Annotated in this window: 12 protein-coding genes; 6 read left to right on the forward strand and 6 right to left on the reverse strand. The window is 43.1% G+C overall.

Annotated features, from left to right (window positions below; genetic code table 11):
- Positions 1–398 precede the first annotated feature (398 nt).
- From AB4274_RS04335 to AB4274_RS04360, 6 genes are all read left to right on the forward strand, one after another.
- Positions 399–611, forward strand: a complete 213-nt coding sequence (locus AB4274_RS04335) for a DUF1656 domain-containing protein (protein WP_017059802.1) — start codon at positions 399–401, stop codon at positions 609–611.
- Between the two features lie 10 nt (positions 612–621).
- Positions 622–1,488 (forward strand): HlyD family secretion protein, encoded by an 867-nt coding sequence (locus AB4274_RS04340; protein WP_017059803.1) that lies wholly within the window; start codon positions 622–624, stop codon positions 1,486–1,488.
- Between the two features lie 9 nt (positions 1,489–1,497).
- Positions 1,498–2,853, forward strand: coding sequence for an FUSC family protein (locus AB4274_RS04345; RefSeq protein WP_102397843.1), 1,356 nt, complete (start codon positions 1,498–1,500; stop codon positions 2,851–2,853).
- A 326-nt stretch (positions 2,854–3,179) separates the two neighbouring features.
- Positions 3,180–4,838 carry a hypothetical protein gene (locus AB4274_RS04350; protein ID WP_229647521.1) on the forward strand — a complete coding sequence of 553 codons (1,659 nt, stop codon included), beginning with the start codon at positions 3,180–3,182 and terminating at the stop codon, positions 4,836–4,838.
- Between the two features lie 213 nt (positions 4,839–5,051).
- A complete protein-coding gene (locus AB4274_RS04355) occupies positions 5,052–7,235 on the forward strand; it encodes a carboxylesterase family protein (RefSeq protein WP_372099344.1) in 2,184 nt (727 codons plus the stop codon).
- Between the two features lie 84 nt (positions 7,236–7,319).
- Entirely contained in the window at positions 7,320–8,777 is a 1,458-nt protein-coding gene (locus AB4274_RS04360) for a phospholipase D family protein (protein WP_372111146.1), read from the forward strand.
- Between the two features lie 101 nt (positions 8,778–8,878).
- On the opposite strand, the gene AB4274_RS04365 is transcribed toward AB4274_RS04360, so the two are convergent.
- The 6 genes from AB4274_RS04365 to AB4274_RS04390 form a co-directional block, all read right to left on the reverse strand.
- Positions 8,879–9,643 (reverse strand): aspartate/glutamate racemase family protein, encoded by a 765-nt coding sequence (locus AB4274_RS04365; RefSeq protein WP_017070494.1) that lies wholly within the window; start codon positions 9,641–9,643, stop codon positions 8,879–8,881.
- Positions 9,644–9,871: 228 nt separating this feature from the next.
- Positions 9,872–11,590: an autotransporter assembly complex family protein gene (locus AB4274_RS04370; protein WP_029235664.1), complete on the reverse strand. Its 1,719-nt coding sequence runs from the start codon at positions 11,588–11,590 to the stop codon at positions 9,872–9,874.
- Positions 11,591–11,804: 214 nt separating this feature from the next.
- Positions 11,805–13,094, reverse strand: coding sequence for a DEAD/DEAH box helicase (locus AB4274_RS04375; protein WP_017059810.1), 1,290 nt, complete (start codon positions 13,092–13,094; stop codon positions 11,805–11,807).
- A 201-nt stretch (positions 13,095–13,295) separates the two neighbouring features.
- Complete coding sequence (locus AB4274_RS04380; RefSeq protein ID WP_372111148.1) at positions 13,296–14,036, reverse strand: DUF1223 domain-containing protein; 741 nt, start codon at positions 14,034–14,036, stop codon at positions 13,296–13,298.
- 175 nt (positions 14,037–14,211) lie between these two features.
- A complete protein-coding gene (locus tag AB4274_RS04385) occupies positions 14,212–14,400 on the reverse strand; it encodes a hypothetical protein (protein WP_017059812.1) in 189 nt (62 codons plus the stop codon).
- Between the two features lie 313 nt (positions 14,401–14,713).
- Complete coding sequence (locus tag AB4274_RS04390) at positions 14,714–15,715, reverse strand: TerC/Alx family metal homeostasis membrane protein (RefSeq protein WP_372111149.1); 1,002 nt, start codon at positions 15,713–15,715, stop codon at positions 14,714–14,716.
- Positions 15,716–15,932 lie beyond the last annotated feature (217 nt).

A 15,932-nucleotide genomic window follows, 5' to 3' on the forward strand; every position in this document is an offset into this window, starting at 1 on the left:
ATTATTCAAAATAAATAAAGCATCTCGTTGCTTCGAACCGAATATTAAGAACAAAAGGTTTTATTATGTAATCCCATTTGATGGATCAAATCATCACTTTAACTGTTCGCATAGTTTTTGAAGTGCAATTTACACCTTAAGTGATTGGTTTAAACAGATTTATCTTAAACCGGCAAAAGTAGATGATTTTCGAAATCAATTTCAATTAAGTGTTTCCACTTCAAGAACGACAACCTACCTACCGTTGTTTTACTGGCTTACGGCTCTCAACAAAGAGGCAGTTGGCATAATCACCGAATAAAGTTGGATTTTGACGGGTACGATCCTCTATAAGCGATTATCACAATAAATCGAACTCCGTTATCGTTGCATTCATCAAACAAATAGAGAACAGAACCATGAATACCATGCCGCATGAGCTTGTGTGGGATGAAGTCTACTTCCCACCGCTGTTATTGGTTATCGCACTGGCTTACATACTGACAATGCTAACAGGGTCAATCGCGACACGGTTTGGCCTTCATAAGTACGTCGCCTTTCCTGCAATAGCAGAACTGAGCTTGATCGTGATTTTTACTGGCGCTATCGGCCATTTTATTACCATTTTTTGAGGCACTTACTGTGATCAAACGTTATCTCATCACACTTTTATTATTGGCTGCTGCGGGAACTGTGGTTTATAGCTATTACCAGTCGTACTCAAGTAACCCATGGACCAGAGACGGACAAGTCAGCGCTTATATCGTCTCGATTACACCTCGAGTCACGGGTCAAGTCATTGAAGTGCATGTCGAAGACAACTCGAAGGTAAAAAAAGGCGATCTTCTTTTTGAGATCGATCCGAGTATTTACAAGGCGACCTACAGAAAAGCACTTGCGACTCAAAAACAAGCATTTGCCCTACTCGCCAAAGCCAAAAACGAAGAGCAACGCGCGTTGAATTTAGAGAAAAGAACGCCCGGTGCCGTGCCCGTGCTGACACTAAACAACTTGAACAACGCGGTAGAAACCAGCGCCGCAAATGTCGAACTGGCAAAAGCGAACGTAGAAGAAGCACATCTCAACCTTGAGTACACCAAGGTATATGCGCCTACTAACGGCTATATCACCAATCTGAACCTACGTGTTGGCTCTCAAGTTGTCGCGAATTCACCTGTGGTTGCGCTAATTGATGAAGATAGCTTCTGGATTGAAGGTTATTTCAAAGAGACTGATTTAGTCGGTGTCGATGCTCAGGACACTGCTTATGTGACCTTAATGATGCACAACAATGTTCAGCTAGAAGGACATATCAAAAGTATTGGTTTTGGTATCGCGAAGCAAGACGGCAGCACAGGTAATGATTTATTGCCAAACGTGAATCCAAACTTCCAATGGATACGCCTAGCTCAACGCATCCCTATCAAAGTGAAGTTAGACAAAATACCAGAAGACGTACAACTGCGTGTTGGTATGACTGCCTCGATCAAAATAATCAAAAATAGCTAGGTGATTCTTATGTTCACTGCATCGACTAAAGACGCGATTAAAGTCGCACTCTCTATCGTTATCGCAATCTGCCTAGCGTTGTGGTTTGGTTGGGAAAAACCGTATTGGGCTGCGATAGCCGTCGCAGTGATGGCATTGAACGAGAGCTTCGCCCATTCAATAAACAAAGGCCATAACCGGTTAATGGGAACCTTGTTAGGGACCGGTTATGCCTTTTTCCTCATTGCGATGTTTTCACAAGATCGATTTTTGTTTCTAACATTTCTTACCGTGTTCTTAGGCACTTGTATTTTCATGTCTAGTGACGAGAAATACGGCTACATCTTTTCAATAGGATTTACCGTGTGTTCGATTGTTGCTTGTCTGGGCGGGTTTGATAACCAAACCACCTTTCACTTTGCTGTACTTAGACTTCAAGAAACACTATTAGGTGTTGTTGTGTTCTCTATTGTGTATCGCATCGTGTGGCCTGTGAATACTGAACTCAACTTTGTACAACGTTTCGAAACCAGTAAACAAGCGTTGTTAGATGCGATGGAAAAAACAGACAACATCGACATTGCCGCACTTGAAAGCAACACCGCGAATATTGATAAGCTGTATCAACTTTTAGATCTGCCACTGACCGGAAGCTACCACCTTAAAGAGAACATCCAAACATGGCGCTTGCGTATCGATGAAATGGCACATATCCAAGATACATTACTCAAACAAAGTAACAGCGAATCAGACTTAGATATCCAATGGGCAGTTCTTACTCACAACTTGAAGACGTTCGATGTATTAACACCAGAACAATCTCTTGTTGAGGGTGAACTCAATGTCATAGGTGATCATAAAGACGTGTCTTGGCATCATGCACATCGCACGTTTGTTGAACATTTGAATGAAGATGGGCGCAAAGTGCTGCAAGGCGTGTCGATGTTTATCACATCGCTGTTGGTTTGGATTTATCTTCCAGTTCCAGGTGGTTTCATATTTCCTATGTTAGCCGGTGTATTCTCTTCTATGGTGCCGACCATGCCACCAAGCGTTATTAAGGACGCTTTTTATGGTGTGTTGGGTACAGGGTCGGTGGTTCTGTTGCAATACATCTTTGTGATGCCATTAATGACAGAACTATGGGAGCTGGGACTATTCTACTTCCTTAACATTATGGTGATATGGAAAGTGTTCGCGACACCTAAGCTCATGGTACACCGAATATTGGGTATTAACTTATTAGTTGTTCTCACATCTGGTGCGCTCAACCTCACACCTGTTTATGGAATTGAAACGCCACTTTTGATGCTCGTAAACATTTTGATTATTCTGATGATAGCGAAGTTGTTTACTGATCTATTTAGAGTGAGGGTAACTGCTTAGAACTAAATGCGCTTAACAACTCACAACAAAACGGTCTGCCAAGTATTTTTACTTCACAGGCCGTTTTTTTATCTATTGAAAATCATTATAAATCAATTGATTAACGCTAATTATTACTAAGTGAGGATAGCGTCCATCAAAAGCGATTAACGCGATCTGCCACCTCCTCTTAAAATCCTCTCATTGATTGACGCAATGCATTTTTAGTCGCGACATTCACACTAGCAATCCTAACGGATAAATACATAACAACTGAACACGACGTTCAGTATTACATCGACTGTTTGAGTCTCGAAGGTTTGAGGCCACTCAGCGTGGAAACCGTCATGAGTTTTTTTGAAATACGCACCAGCGCTTGTAAGACCCATACTCTTTCTGTGTTAGCGAGCGCCCTATTACTTACCACCCCCAATTTTGCGTCTGCGGCAGAAACCAAGACTTACAGCGAAGTTATGGAAAAAGGTCGAGCACTATTTGACAAATATGGCATCAGTCATGATTTACCAAAGCTAGCAATCAGTTCGCTCGTACAGGGCGAACACCTAGTTGAACACGCACATCGAACCATACAAATTGGCGATGAGGTTCGTGACTCAAGCGTCTATCTGATAAAAAACACAGACAGCAAAGGCAACATCGACCTGCGCGTCAAATACAACCCGCAAGAGCTGGATGAAAACGAAAAACTGATCGATGAAATTGAAGAGTTTACGCGCACTGAGTATCGACTAAGAAATTATGCAGAAAGCTTCGATCCATCGTCAGTGAAAGTCAATGAAAAAGACAACGGCGACGTGACCATTAGCTTCAACTATTCGAAATACGGCTTACCACAAGACATCGCCTATTTCCGTTTCTTGAATGTTGATATTGAACTTGTAGGCGGCACACCAAAACGCATGGTAATCACCAACGACAAGCCATTTAATCTTGGTAAGTCAAAAGTCGATACCTATTACCAAGTGATTGATTTCCAAACGTTAGACTCTGGTAAAGTCGTTATTGAACGTAAGACAACTAACATCGAGGGTACGTCTAAAACGAAACCGATGACCATGAGCGCTGTAACTGAACCCGTCGCAATTTATGAAGACGACAACGGCGTTAATGTCCTGCATGAAGAGCGTCTAAAAGAAGTTTCAGATCCTCGTATGCAAGAAGCGAGTGTTAAGTTAGATCGAGTATTCCCTTTAATGGGTGACATGGTGCGTCGTCAAGGTATCGATTTGCCATTACCATTCGGTGTTTCAGTTGCTTATCGCAATCAAGACATGAACCTTCCTATGACCGATTACGTGATTGGCGGTGTGCGCTTGAATGACCTGTTCGACCCTGAAGATAGCGTTGCAACGGTTAAAGCAGAAAGTCTTTCAATACGTGGTGATGTGAATATTCTGCCGTTCTGGAATGTATTCGGATATGTAGGAAAGGTAAACGTTGACGCGAATGTTGATGCCTCTTACACCGGCGCTGCGGGAGAATATCTACAAGATAAACTCAATAACAAACTACCTGGTCTAGGTGACAAACTGTGCGAGGGCGTATCAGCACTGTGTAACAGTGGGCGTTTAAATGTACCACTGCATCTCGAATATGACTTACGCGGTGCGGGTACAACACTATCTGTTGGTTACAAAGAGTTCTTTGCATCACTGACCGGCACCTATTCACAAACCCGTCTGAAAGGGATGGATGATTGGGGTGACGGCATTGTCACGATTCAGCCAATGTTGGGCTACCAATTAGTTGATTATCGCGCTCAATTCTTCGTTGGTGCTGAATACCAAGGTTTAGATTCACGTATGCAAGGTACTGTAAAGACAGACGATATTGAGTTTGATTACGACGTTGGTGTGGACATTAACCAGTGGGCATTTTTAACCGGAGTCAACAAACAGATTGGCAAGCATTACAACATGACCGTGTTGTACAACAAAGGTGAAACTCGTTCGGCTGTGACATTGAACCTTGGCTATCGATTCTAACGGTCAAACCATCGCTCTATTGTGAATATAGATTCGTTAGAGCGATATTTTCATACGAGCCTCTGAAGCTCAGTCGTCCAACAAGATGACAACTCAAATATATGCCATGTCGATGCTCCATAGATGGAGCGCAATACCCAATGGAACTGCAGGATTGTCGATACAAGTGCGTTTGATCGTAACTATACCGAATATTATTGTGGAAAATTAAATATGAATATTGCATACCGCTCACTTATCGCATTGTCTATTGCTACTGCCCTTATAGGCTGTGGCGACGATAGCCAACCAACGGTTCCTTTCCCTGATAAACCTGAACCTTTAATTCCAGCACCTTCAGAAACCTTTACCACTCAAATCGGCGATGTGATGATTACTGCGACCAAAGAAGAGCTGGTTGTTACATCTAATACCGAAGACGATAAACTGGCTTCTGTTGAGTCTTTTAAAGGCATTAAGTTTGCCGATGCAGAGCGTTTTGAGCACAGTGAAATGGTTGATCTTGGGAGTGACATTGATGCCACTTCGTTTGGTGATGCATGTCCTCAATTGAAGACCGTTTCACAGACACAATCTGAAGACTGTTTGAACCTGAACATTTGGCGCCCAGTAGGCGTAGATGCTGATGCAGACCTACCGGTTTATGTATTCATTCACGGTGGTGATTTCGAATACGGTTCTGGTGCAGAGCCGCTCATCCAAGGTGATACCGTGGTTGCTCAAGGAAGCGACGATGGTAAGCCTTTCATCTACGTAAGCTTCAACTACCGTCTTGGTCAGTTAGGTACTCAATGGATTAAAGGCGAGAACGAAGATGGAAACTATGGCCTAGGTGACCAAAAGCGTGCCTTGGAGTGGGTACACAATAATATCGCTGACTTCGGTGGTAACGCTCAAAACGTAACCGTTATGGGTCAAGGCTCAGGCGCTATGTCTATTGGTTTCTTGCAGCAAGATGACGATATCGCAGGTCAATATTTCCAACGTGCCATCATGCAGAGCAACCCGTATGGTTTTGAGTATCCTAGCTATGACGTTGCAAAAGATCGCAGTAAGGGTTTTACAGCAGACACTTCGCTTGACAAGATCATGGCGTCGCAAGAAACAGCTTTGGATGGTATTGAACAACTGAAAAACTGGTTACTTAGTTCTCTGTCACTCTCACTGAATTACAAACTCAAGTTTAATGATATAGACGAACAAGGAAATATAAAATTAGGTTCCAACTCTGATAAGACACCAATGTCTACCCTTATGCCATTTGCTCCCTATATTCTTTGTAAAGAGCTAGAGACAGACTCAGACGCTGATGAAATTTGTGTAAGTTCTATTGAAACACCTATAAAAAAAGATTTCGCTGTGTCTACAGTACTTGGAAATAACGCTAGTGAATCTAACAGCTTCGGCATGTTATTCAATGTGACCTTTTTAGTTCCTACCATAATTGAGTATATAAAGCCCGAGATCAACGAAGATACAAACTCAGAAGAACTTGCATTAAGTATGTTGGATTGGTTGAGTGATGAAGATAACGTAGCCATGCTTGAAACTAAAATTGGGGGGATGAGTACTGAAGAGTTGACCCAAAACATGACGCTTTCCCTTACGGCATATAAGTCTGTAACACAGCTATTTTTTGGTTTAGATACAGACATCAACATTGACGTAAATTTTTTAAATTCGATTGCATTTGGTATATGCCTAGCAAATGCATCTAATGGTGAGGATAGTTACTTAAGTTGCTTATCAATTATTGGAGACATAGAACTTGCTAGTCATGATGAGGTAAAAGCTGCTCTAGATCTAACAGACTTCTACCCTAACTCAGAATCGAGCTTTGGTGGCGCTCTTGACAACATGAAGCAATTTAAAACCTTGCTAAATGACACCTTGTTCAATGGTCCAGCTCGTCACATGGCAGCAAACAGCGGAGTAGAAGCAACGCTATACCACTTTGAGCACAAACCAAGCTTTAACATGTGGAACTATAAAACAGGTCTAAATGAAGAAACGGGCGAATACGACCAACTGTCAATCATTGATCTATTCAAAACGATTGGTTGCATCAGCGGTGCATGTAACGGTTCAGAACTGCCATTTATGTTCAACAAAGCTGTACGTTTTGATGGAAGCGAAGTAAATCCATCAAGCAAAGATAAAGCCCTTATGAACGAAATGTCGCGTCTTTGGTTTAGCGATGAATTGTTCCAGAGCTACCAGTACAGCGATGCTACCGACAATGTGCTTGTCATTGATGGTGCAGGATTCAGCGACAACAGCACTACCTTCGACTGGGACTATGTCACAAACCCAGGTGTTGATCCTAAGCTTCGTGAAGGTCGCTTAACGGGTCTAGCAGAGCAAGGTCTTATGCCTTGGGACTGGTACCTAAACTAAACATATTCAACACCCTTCCTACTTTAACGGCCAGCTCGCTGGCCGTTTCTATATCCAAATTTTATGTTTAAACGCAGGTTAGTTATGACACTTAGCAAACTAAAAACAGCATGCACAATAATGTTGATTGCTTTGGTCACAGGATGTGCCCAACCTTACCCCGATGTTGAACCTGACTTCGAAGCTAACTGGCAAAGCACAGAACATCAAGCCGAAGTCTATTTGATCCCGAGTGCGCCTGAAGCCTTTGCGCGCCGCATTGATCTGGTTCGCCAAGCAAAACACTCGATTGATATGACTTACTTCTCTTGGGAAAACGACACTCTGGGTCTGATGCTGTTAAACGAGCTGAAACACGCCGCTGACCGCGATGTGGCCGTGCGCCTCACACTGGATGACTTGTTGGTATTCAATGACAAATGGCTTGCGGAGTTGGACTCACACGCCAATATTGAGATTCGACTGTTCAACCCTTTTGAGTCACGTAAAGCTGGCTGGATTGGTCGTGCGCTCAACTTCTCTACTCATCAAAAACAGTTAGATAATCGACTGCATGAGAAATACTTTAACGTTGATCACCAATCGATGATCCTCGGTGGGCGCAACATCGGTGATGACTACTTTGGCTACAGCGAAAGTGCCAACTTCTTTGATATGGATGTGCTGTTTAAAGGCGACGTGATTGCTGCTTTCGACCGAAACTACCAAGCGTTGTGGAACAGTGAGCATGTAGTGCCAATTCAAGAACGCATTAAAATCAAAGAGAAAGAGCAATACCAAGCGTTCACCAAAGCGTTGAACAAAGGTGAAAAGAATCAAGCATTGATCACGTCTGAAGTCGAAAGGCAGATAAAGAGCTTAAACCAACCGAAGTTCATTTCAGCCTCTGTCACGCCGGTATTTGACTCACTGGAGAAACTCAATGACAACAAGCCCTACTTTCGCCAACGTATTGAACACTTGATGAAGCAAAAAGTACCGACACCTTCTAAGGTTATTATTTCTACGCCTTATATGGTGCCAAGCGATAACAAGTTTGTATTCGTCGATGCACTTAGAGAGAGCGAAGCCGAAGTCACCTTACTGACGAATTCATCGGCTTCTAATGATTCGGGCTTTGTGCCTGCGTATTACGAAAAACACCGTGAGACTCTACTCGACAAGGGCGTAAGTATCTATGAGTACAAAAGCCAAGCGATCAATGATGATCACTACTTTCATGTTGATACCTACTACCACAACAAGACAGTAATTTTAGATGAGCGTGTCACCTATATTGGCTCTTCTAACTTCGATCCAAGATCAGACTTTCTCAACGTTGAGTTTGGGGTGTTGGTTGACAGTGAAGAGTTTGCGAAGCAATTGACACACTACTTAACACGTCAGAAAGAGGAGTTGTTCTGGGCTGTGTCGCGAGAACAATCAGGTGACACCATCTGGGCTTCAGAGGAACAAATCCATACTAAGAACCCGAACTACAGTTCATGGAACAAGGTACCTGATTGGTTATTTCGAAAAATGAATGGCGAGTTCGAGCTTTAAGTGTTCAGCTTCGAATCTTAATTTTTAATTTTCTCCAGTCCAAATGTAAAAAAGCCGCGTAATTCGCGGCTTTCTCATGTTTCAAATACACGTATCTGAGCTTATAGACGGTAGGTCATCGCTCTTTGGGCTACGTAGTTCACCATATCAAGCGTTGTGAAGATCGAATTAACATCATTAATGTTGTAATCCACATGTCCACGCTCTACATATTGCTCAGCGAGACGGTAAATATCAACGACACGCTCAGCTACCGCTTCCATAGGATCAATAAAAGTGACTGTTGGAAATGCCGTTTCAAGTTGCTTTCTAACCAAAGGAAGTTCCGTGCATCCCCAAATAACCGTATCTACGCCCTTCTCTACGATGGATTGAATCGCTACAGCAAGCAGTGCGGCATTACGCTCAAACTCGCCCGCTTTGATCCCGTTGGTTTCTCGGATTGCTTGTCCACACTCTGTCATCTCACCGGTTACTTCACCATAGATAGCACTATGCACGTTATGCTCTTGCTCAAAGGAATCTGGCTTAACGAACACCAGATTCGCGTCCGTTAGGTAACGATCATAGATTCCCGAATTGTATGTGCCGTTGGTACATAAAATACCAACAACAGATTCAGAGTTCTGCTCTTTGATTTGATCAACGGTGGTTTGAAGCATGTCGACGATATAAACGTTGGTGTGCTTTTGAACCTCAGGTCTAAAGTAATGAGCGGTGTTACAGGTCATTACGCCAAACTGAACATTGGCATGTTCTAAAATGCACGCTGACTCAATCAGTTCAGGCACAGGATCGGTACCGCCTTCGTTAATCACTTCAGATCGATCGGGGATATCTGAGTTTTTCACCACTATCATGGCCATGTGGTCTTAGTCTTTAAGTGCGCCGTGTTCAATTTCTTTCTTGGCGACGATATCTTGGAACAGAGCATCTGCTTCAGGGCCCATATTACCAAATACACCGAATCGTAGCTTTTTCATTGTTTTTACCTTTGTGTTTGTTAAAGCACAAAGGTTTTTACGCTCTTTCGATTTACTTGAATCCTATTAGATGGTTCGCATCCTCGCGAGTGCATAAACAGCGTACAAAAATCAGAATTGAGTACCCAAGGAAAAATGAATACGAAATTCGTCGCCTTCAGGCGCATCTAAGCCGTAAGCAAAATCGAGCTTAACTGGCATTAACTGTGAGTTCCAAATCAAACTCACGCCCGTCCCACGCTTCCAATCCGCTTGTTGATCAAATGCATCACCCACATCAAGAAATGCGCCCAACCAAATTGAACGATAGACTTGATGCTGATATTCGAGCCCAGCAGTTAACATATAACGTGCCCCCGTTAGTTCACCATTCTCGTCTCTAGGGGAGATAGATTCGTAACCATAACCTCGCAGGTTTCCATCGCCACCAGCAAAATACCGCAGTGACGACGGCACATCAGATAATGATTTGGCAATGTTGATGCCTACGTTGGAGCGGAAATGGAGCTTCTGCCTGTCACTAATATCCCATGAAAGGACACTGTTTCCTTCCAACCGCAACAGCCTTGAGTCAGAGAACAGACTAGGGTCAGAATACTCGACAGAATAGATGTGTCGATGATTGAGCTCCAACTGATCATTTTTACGATCAACCTGAGAAAAACTGATGCCAGGTAACAGCAATTGCGATTGCTCTTCCTCAGACGCCTGACGGTACTGTTCGTGCAAGTATCTGACATAAATGGTGCTTTGCCAATCACTGTCTAATTGCCAGTAACGTTCGAACTTAAGATCGTTTGTAAAGCTATTGGTGTCTCGATGATCAATTCGTTTCGATTCAAACTGAATACCAAAGTAATCCGTTGTGACTTTCTCTGTGGGGATTTTGTACCCCAACTGAAGTGATTGCTCCTGTTCAGACAAATATGTCTGTGTTTCAAAGCTGTGGCCTCTCCGGTTATACCAAGGCTTTGACCAACTGAGAGAGGCGCGTAAACCGAGATCAGTAGAATAGCCGCCACCGACCTGCACGATATTTCGAGAACTTGGCTCGGCAATGATTTCAATTGGAACTTCTAGGTTGTCATCAAGTTTGTCAAAGTCACCATGTACGATGACACTTCGAAACCATTGAGTGTCTGACAAATCAGATTGCAGTTCACCTAACTTGATGGTGTCAAAGTCATCACCTTTTTTAAAGGTGGGTATTTTCTCGATACGAGTAGGGTCAACCCCATCATCAGGAATACTTATAGAACCGAACTTGTAGCGTGGACCACTTGCAAAATACAAGTGTATATTCGCGATGTTCTCGCTAGGAATAACTTCAATCTTTGACTCGATAAACCTGCCGTCAAAATAACCTTTCCGCTTTGCTAAAGAGAAAATCGCACGCTTAGTTTGGTCGTATTCTTGGTGAGACAAAGTTAAACCTGAGCCTAACTTGCTTTGATTGAGTATATTGATGAACTCCGCATCTAGGCTAGCTTCACCTGTTATTTTTACTATCGATTCTGCGATGCGCATGACAGGACCAGAATCGATGTTAATGATCACGTTATCAGAATCATTGAGGTCGATATCGAGCTGTGGGTGATAATAACCATAAGGGTTGAGTGCATCTTGAATACGTTTAGATAGCTTCGTTTTCGATAGCTGTGATGCAGGAACATCGGCTAAAGGTTCTAAATATAATTCTACATTTTCGGTGAGAGTTTTATTAACCCCTTTAACCTCAAATTCAGCAGCACTAGAAGAGTGTTGGGTAAACAGGAAAAATGAAGTGGCCAGCACTAATTGTTTAATCGAGGTCTTCACGCGGTTACCCAATTGCTCAAAACCCGAACAGGTTATGAGCAAAGCGTTAAATCGCCGAATCTCTTATGGAGGACGCTATCCTTCGAACGGCTTATCGGGTTGTTTAACACTGCAACAGTCGTTTATTAACGACTCAAATCCCAGCCCTACAGACACAAAAAAGGCGCAATTAAGCACCTTTTGAATGTCTATTACTTATTGATTTATATGGCTTGCTGACTCAAGATCAGTTGTTGTTCAGCCACACATCTTGGTTTTTTGGAGCTTTCTTCTTCTTTTTCTTCTTGCCAGTACCGGCCGGTGGCGCAACAGGTTTTAGTGCTGCGATCAGTTCAGCTGTCGCTTCTTCATCCACTTCAAAGCCTTCAATTTGCTCACGCTCAAGACGAATCTTGTTCTTCTTCTCGATGATTTTGAAGTGGTGGTAATCTTCGTGATCGATCAGAGATAACGCAAGACCAACTTCACCTGCACGACCACTTCGGCCGATACGGTGCATGTAGTCTGACGGGCTACGCGGTAAGTCAAAGTTGATTACCACTGGAAGCTTCTCAATATCCAGACCACGTGCCGCGATGTCTGTCGCGATCAGAACGTCAATCTCGCCAGATTTGAAATCTTCTAGGATACGAGTACGTGAACCTTGCCCTTTATCGCCGTGGAATACTTCTGCGATGATACCGCGCTTGTAAAGCTTGTCTGCTAGGTGCTCACAGCTGTTCTTCGCATTAACGAAGATCAGAGCTTGGCGCCATTCATGTTGTTGAATTAGGTGTGCGAGTAACGCTGTCTTGCGACCTTTTTCTACTTCGAATACACGTTGAACCAGTGTGCTCGCATTGGCACTTTGAAGTTGAACTTCAATTGGATCGCTTAGAAGTTCGTGAGTCAGCGTTTTAACTTGCTCTGGGAAAGTTGCAGAGAACAACAAGGTTTGTTTTTTGCTCGGCAAGAGCTTCAAGATTGCATCAAGTTCTTCGGTAAAACCTAGGCTTAGCATTCGGTCAGCTTCATCAAGCACTAACGTTTTCACTTTGTCTAACTTGATAGCGTTGCTTGAAATAAGGTCAAGCAGACGACCCGGTGTTGCCACCAAGATATCAGTGCCGCCACGTAGCGCCTGCATTTGAGTGTTTACCGATACACCACCAAACACACAAACCGTTTTAATCGCGCCATTGAAATGCACAGCGTAAGATTTAACGCTGTCAGCCACTTGCTTAGCAAGTTCACGAGTAGGAACCAAGATAAGGCCAGAAACAAAGTTACCTTTGCCTGAACGACGGTCCAGAGGGGCATCTTCATGAATCTTTTGTAACAGTGGAAGTGCAAATGCTGCGGTTTTACCTGAACCGGTATTTGCGCCTGCAATTAAATCGCGTCCTGCTAACACACTTGGAATAACTTGCGCTTGGATAGGCGTTGGCTGTTGGTATTCAAGCTCAGATAAACGAGCCATCAAAGGAGAGATTAAGCCAAGATCAGAGAAGTTGGTTGGTGTAGTGGTGTTAGTCATTAATTGCAGGAACTCAAAGCTAAAATAATAGCGCGCTATATTAACGTATTTCAGCAGTATTACGTAACTAAATCGCCCTTTCGCTTCTATTTCACTGATTAATATCCGTCAGAAGCGAAGTTATCGATGTGAGAACCTCGATACTCGCCGTACCAACTTCGTCTAAGAGTATTCCAGCTACACAATTGTCGTGGGTTGCAGTTAGTTCAGCCAACCTGCTACCGTTTGTTCCGTTGCATACGAATTCGGCTCGGTTAACCAAACAGCGACTGCGTCTGGTGTAGCGACAAGTGGCTCAAAATTGATATTAAATTGCCATTCAGACTCACCACGCTGATAACCATCGTAAACCACAACAAAATCATGTTCGAGTTTCTTACCCCTGTTCTCGCCCGCCTTAACGCTGGTGACTTCGTTCATCGCCAGCAAAGCTATATGAGCAACATAATCCCCTTTGCCTTCGTAACTTACGCTGAACGTATCGCCTTTATAGTTGACCGTTAGCTTGGGGTTATTTTGTTGTTTGAGCGAAGGCAACGTTCTGTCTAACCAGTTAAAGTAACCGCGCCACTCTTTTCCATCGACAACAAAGCCGGGTGTGTAAACCCCACTTGTTACTCCATAAGCTTTGTACAAGCGTTGCTTCTGACTAAACGCCTTACTCGCGAACTTGTCGCCCCAACCTAAGTAATCCCAATAATCGACGTGATAGGCAAGCGGAATAACTTGTGTCCAAAGTTTTGGATGGTCTTCAAAAGTACTGAGGTACTGATCAGCAGGTGGACAACTTGAACAACCTTCAGAGGTGAAGAGCTCGATAACCTGTGCGGGCTGGCCTTCATTACTCCAGGTTTGTGCAAGCGACACTGAGGAATAGAAGCCGATCGGTAAGGCAAATAAACAAAGTTTAATCAATGATGAATTGCGTTTGGCGTGTGACATACCGAGATCCTTGTACAAAGCGAATTGAATGGCGCTCAAATACAGACCGTTATGCCTAGGTTTTTCTTTCAGGTGCTTAGTTTACGAAGAGATTGAGTTTATTTCAGATACAAAAACGCCAGCTTTAGAAGCTGGCGTTTTCTTAAAATTCTATATTTACATGTCAACGCTGAGATTAACGGTTAATACCGATATCGCGTTGCATGTGACCAGATAGGTCGCTTGCGTAGTAACTACGTGGAGAGTTGTCTACGAAAAGAATATCGAAAATGTGTGCAATCAATCCTTTGAAGTTAACCGAGTAGGTTTTCTTATCCATAGAGTTAGGAACAGCGATAGTATTCATTTGTACTGCTTGAGCCATGATTGCCTCTCTATAAATTTATTAATGTGTTTCGTTCTGATGACAAGAATAATAGGTGATCTTTTGCAGGTTAAAAAATGACTAAAATTAGATTTTGGGATTAGTTTTTCTAATAAAACAAACCATTAACAATGCCACAAAATAGATATGCAGATTATGTGAGTACAAATTCAATATAGTGTTTAAATCATGCATTTAGTACAAATACCCCGCAAACAACAATGGCCAATGTCACAGAAAATTTACATAAATAAATTTTCCACTTCATCAGCCACGTGTTCATTATCGACTTTTCGATAAGTTATATTTGTTTTTAATTTACTTGTTCAATGCCTGGCTTCTTCGCATAAACCGACGCTATAACCGCAATCGTCATCGTAGAAACCAATACCGCCAATGACCAGTAAGTTGGGATAGCCCACTCGCTATCAACCAGAAGCATTTTCACACCAATGAACACCATGATGAATGAAAGCGCGGGTTTCAAATAGATGAACTTGTCCATCATACCTTGCAGTACAAAATACAACGAGCGAAGACCAAGTAACGCAAACACGTTAGCCGCAAGTACCAAGAACGGTTCTTGTGTTACCGCAAAGATCGCAGGGATAGAGTCTAATGCAAACATCACGTCCATGACTGCGATCGCACCGATGACCAACATCATTGGAGTGAATGCCCATTTAGCCCCCTGTTTAACCATTAATGCAGGGCCATGGAAGTCCTCTGTTACCGGCATCACTTTACGAAGTAGCTTTTCAGGCAGAGTATTCACACTCTCCTCTTCGCCCTTGTCTAATGCCAGCTTAATACCTGTACCAACCAAGAACGCAGCGAACACGTAAAGCACCCAGTGATATTCCGCCAATAGCTGTGCGCCTAGTGCGATCATAATTGCACGAAGCACCAATGCACCAATTACGCCCCAAAGAAGCGCACGAGGTCTTAGATGCTCAGGAACTTGGTATTGAGCAAAGATCATCGCAAAAACAAACAAGTTGTCTACGCTAAGGGATTTTTCTAACAAGTAACCCGTAATGAATGACACGGTTGCTTTTTGCGCTGTGTAGTCACTGTTCGGCGCATAAATGTCCCAAAATAGGTAAATCGAGCCAGCAAACAAAAACGCAAGTACAAACCAGAAAACACTCCAGATTGCCGCTTTCTTGATAGTAACGTTACCGCCACGAGTCTGATAGATATCAATAGAGACGAGAATAACCGTTAGCAGGAAAAAGCCCGCATAAGTCGTCATGATTGGCGATGAAAAAAAGGATTCACTATTGGTAGATAATAGAGATTGAGTTGAGTTCATTATTCCTCCGGGCGGAAGAACTGTACAAAGACCTTCCGCAAACAAAGCATATCAAGCTCCATTACGGATCTTGACTGTGATTGCGTTGGTCTCGTTGAAGTGAAATATGGGATTTCACTTTTACATACCGGATAGACTCTTGGCCTAACGAGATGACGATATGTAAACTTGCGCTAACTACTCCCCAAACGCGTGGATAATAATCCTCTGGTTGTGT

This window comes from Vibrio sp. 10N.261.55.A10, from assembly GCF_041470825.1.
GTDB classification, from domain to species: domain Bacteria; phylum Pseudomonadota; class Gammaproteobacteria; order Enterobacterales; family Vibrionaceae; genus Vibrio; species Vibrio crassostreae_C.

What these genes read in the sequence shown, in the direction of transcription:
- AB4274_RS04335 (WP_017059802.1), top strand. Translation starts at nt 399, where the DNA reads ATGAATACCATGCCGCATGAGCTTGTGTGGGATGAAGTCTACTTCCCA.
- AB4274_RS04345 (WP_102397843.1), top strand. Translation starts at nt 1,498, where the DNA reads ATGTTCACTGCATCGACTAAAGACGCGATTAAAGTCGCACTCTCTATC.
- AB4274_RS04350 (WP_229647521.1), top strand. Translation starts at nt 3,180, where the DNA reads ATGAGTTTTTTTGAAATACGCACCAGCGCTTGTAAGACCCATACTCTT.
- AB4274_RS04355 (WP_372099344.1), top strand. Translation starts at nt 5,052, where the DNA reads ATGAATATTGCATACCGCTCACTTATCGCATTGTCTATTGCTACTGCC.
- AB4274_RS04360 (WP_372111146.1), top strand. Translation starts at nt 7,320, where the DNA reads ATGACACTTAGCAAACTAAAAACAGCATGCACAATAATGTTGATTGCT.
- AB4274_RS04365 (WP_017070494.1), bottom strand. Translation starts at nt 9,643, where the DNA reads ATGGCCATGATAGTGGTGAAAAACTCAGATATCCCCGATCGATCTGAA.
- AB4274_RS04375 (WP_017059810.1), bottom strand. Translation starts at nt 13,094, where the DNA reads ATGACTAACACCACTACACCAACCAACTTCTCTGATCTTGGCTTAATC.
- AB4274_RS04380 (WP_372111148.1), bottom strand. Translation starts at nt 14,036, where the DNA reads ATGTCACACGCCAAACGCAATTCATCATTGATTAAACTTTGTTTATTT.
- AB4274_RS04385 (WP_017059812.1), bottom strand. Translation starts at nt 14,400, where the DNA reads ATGGCTCAAGCAGTACAAATGAATACTATCGCTGTTCCTAACTCTATG.
- AB4274_RS04390 (WP_372111149.1), bottom strand. Translation starts at nt 15,715, where the DNA reads ATGAACTCAACTCAATCTCTATTATCTACCAATAGTGAATCCTTTTTT.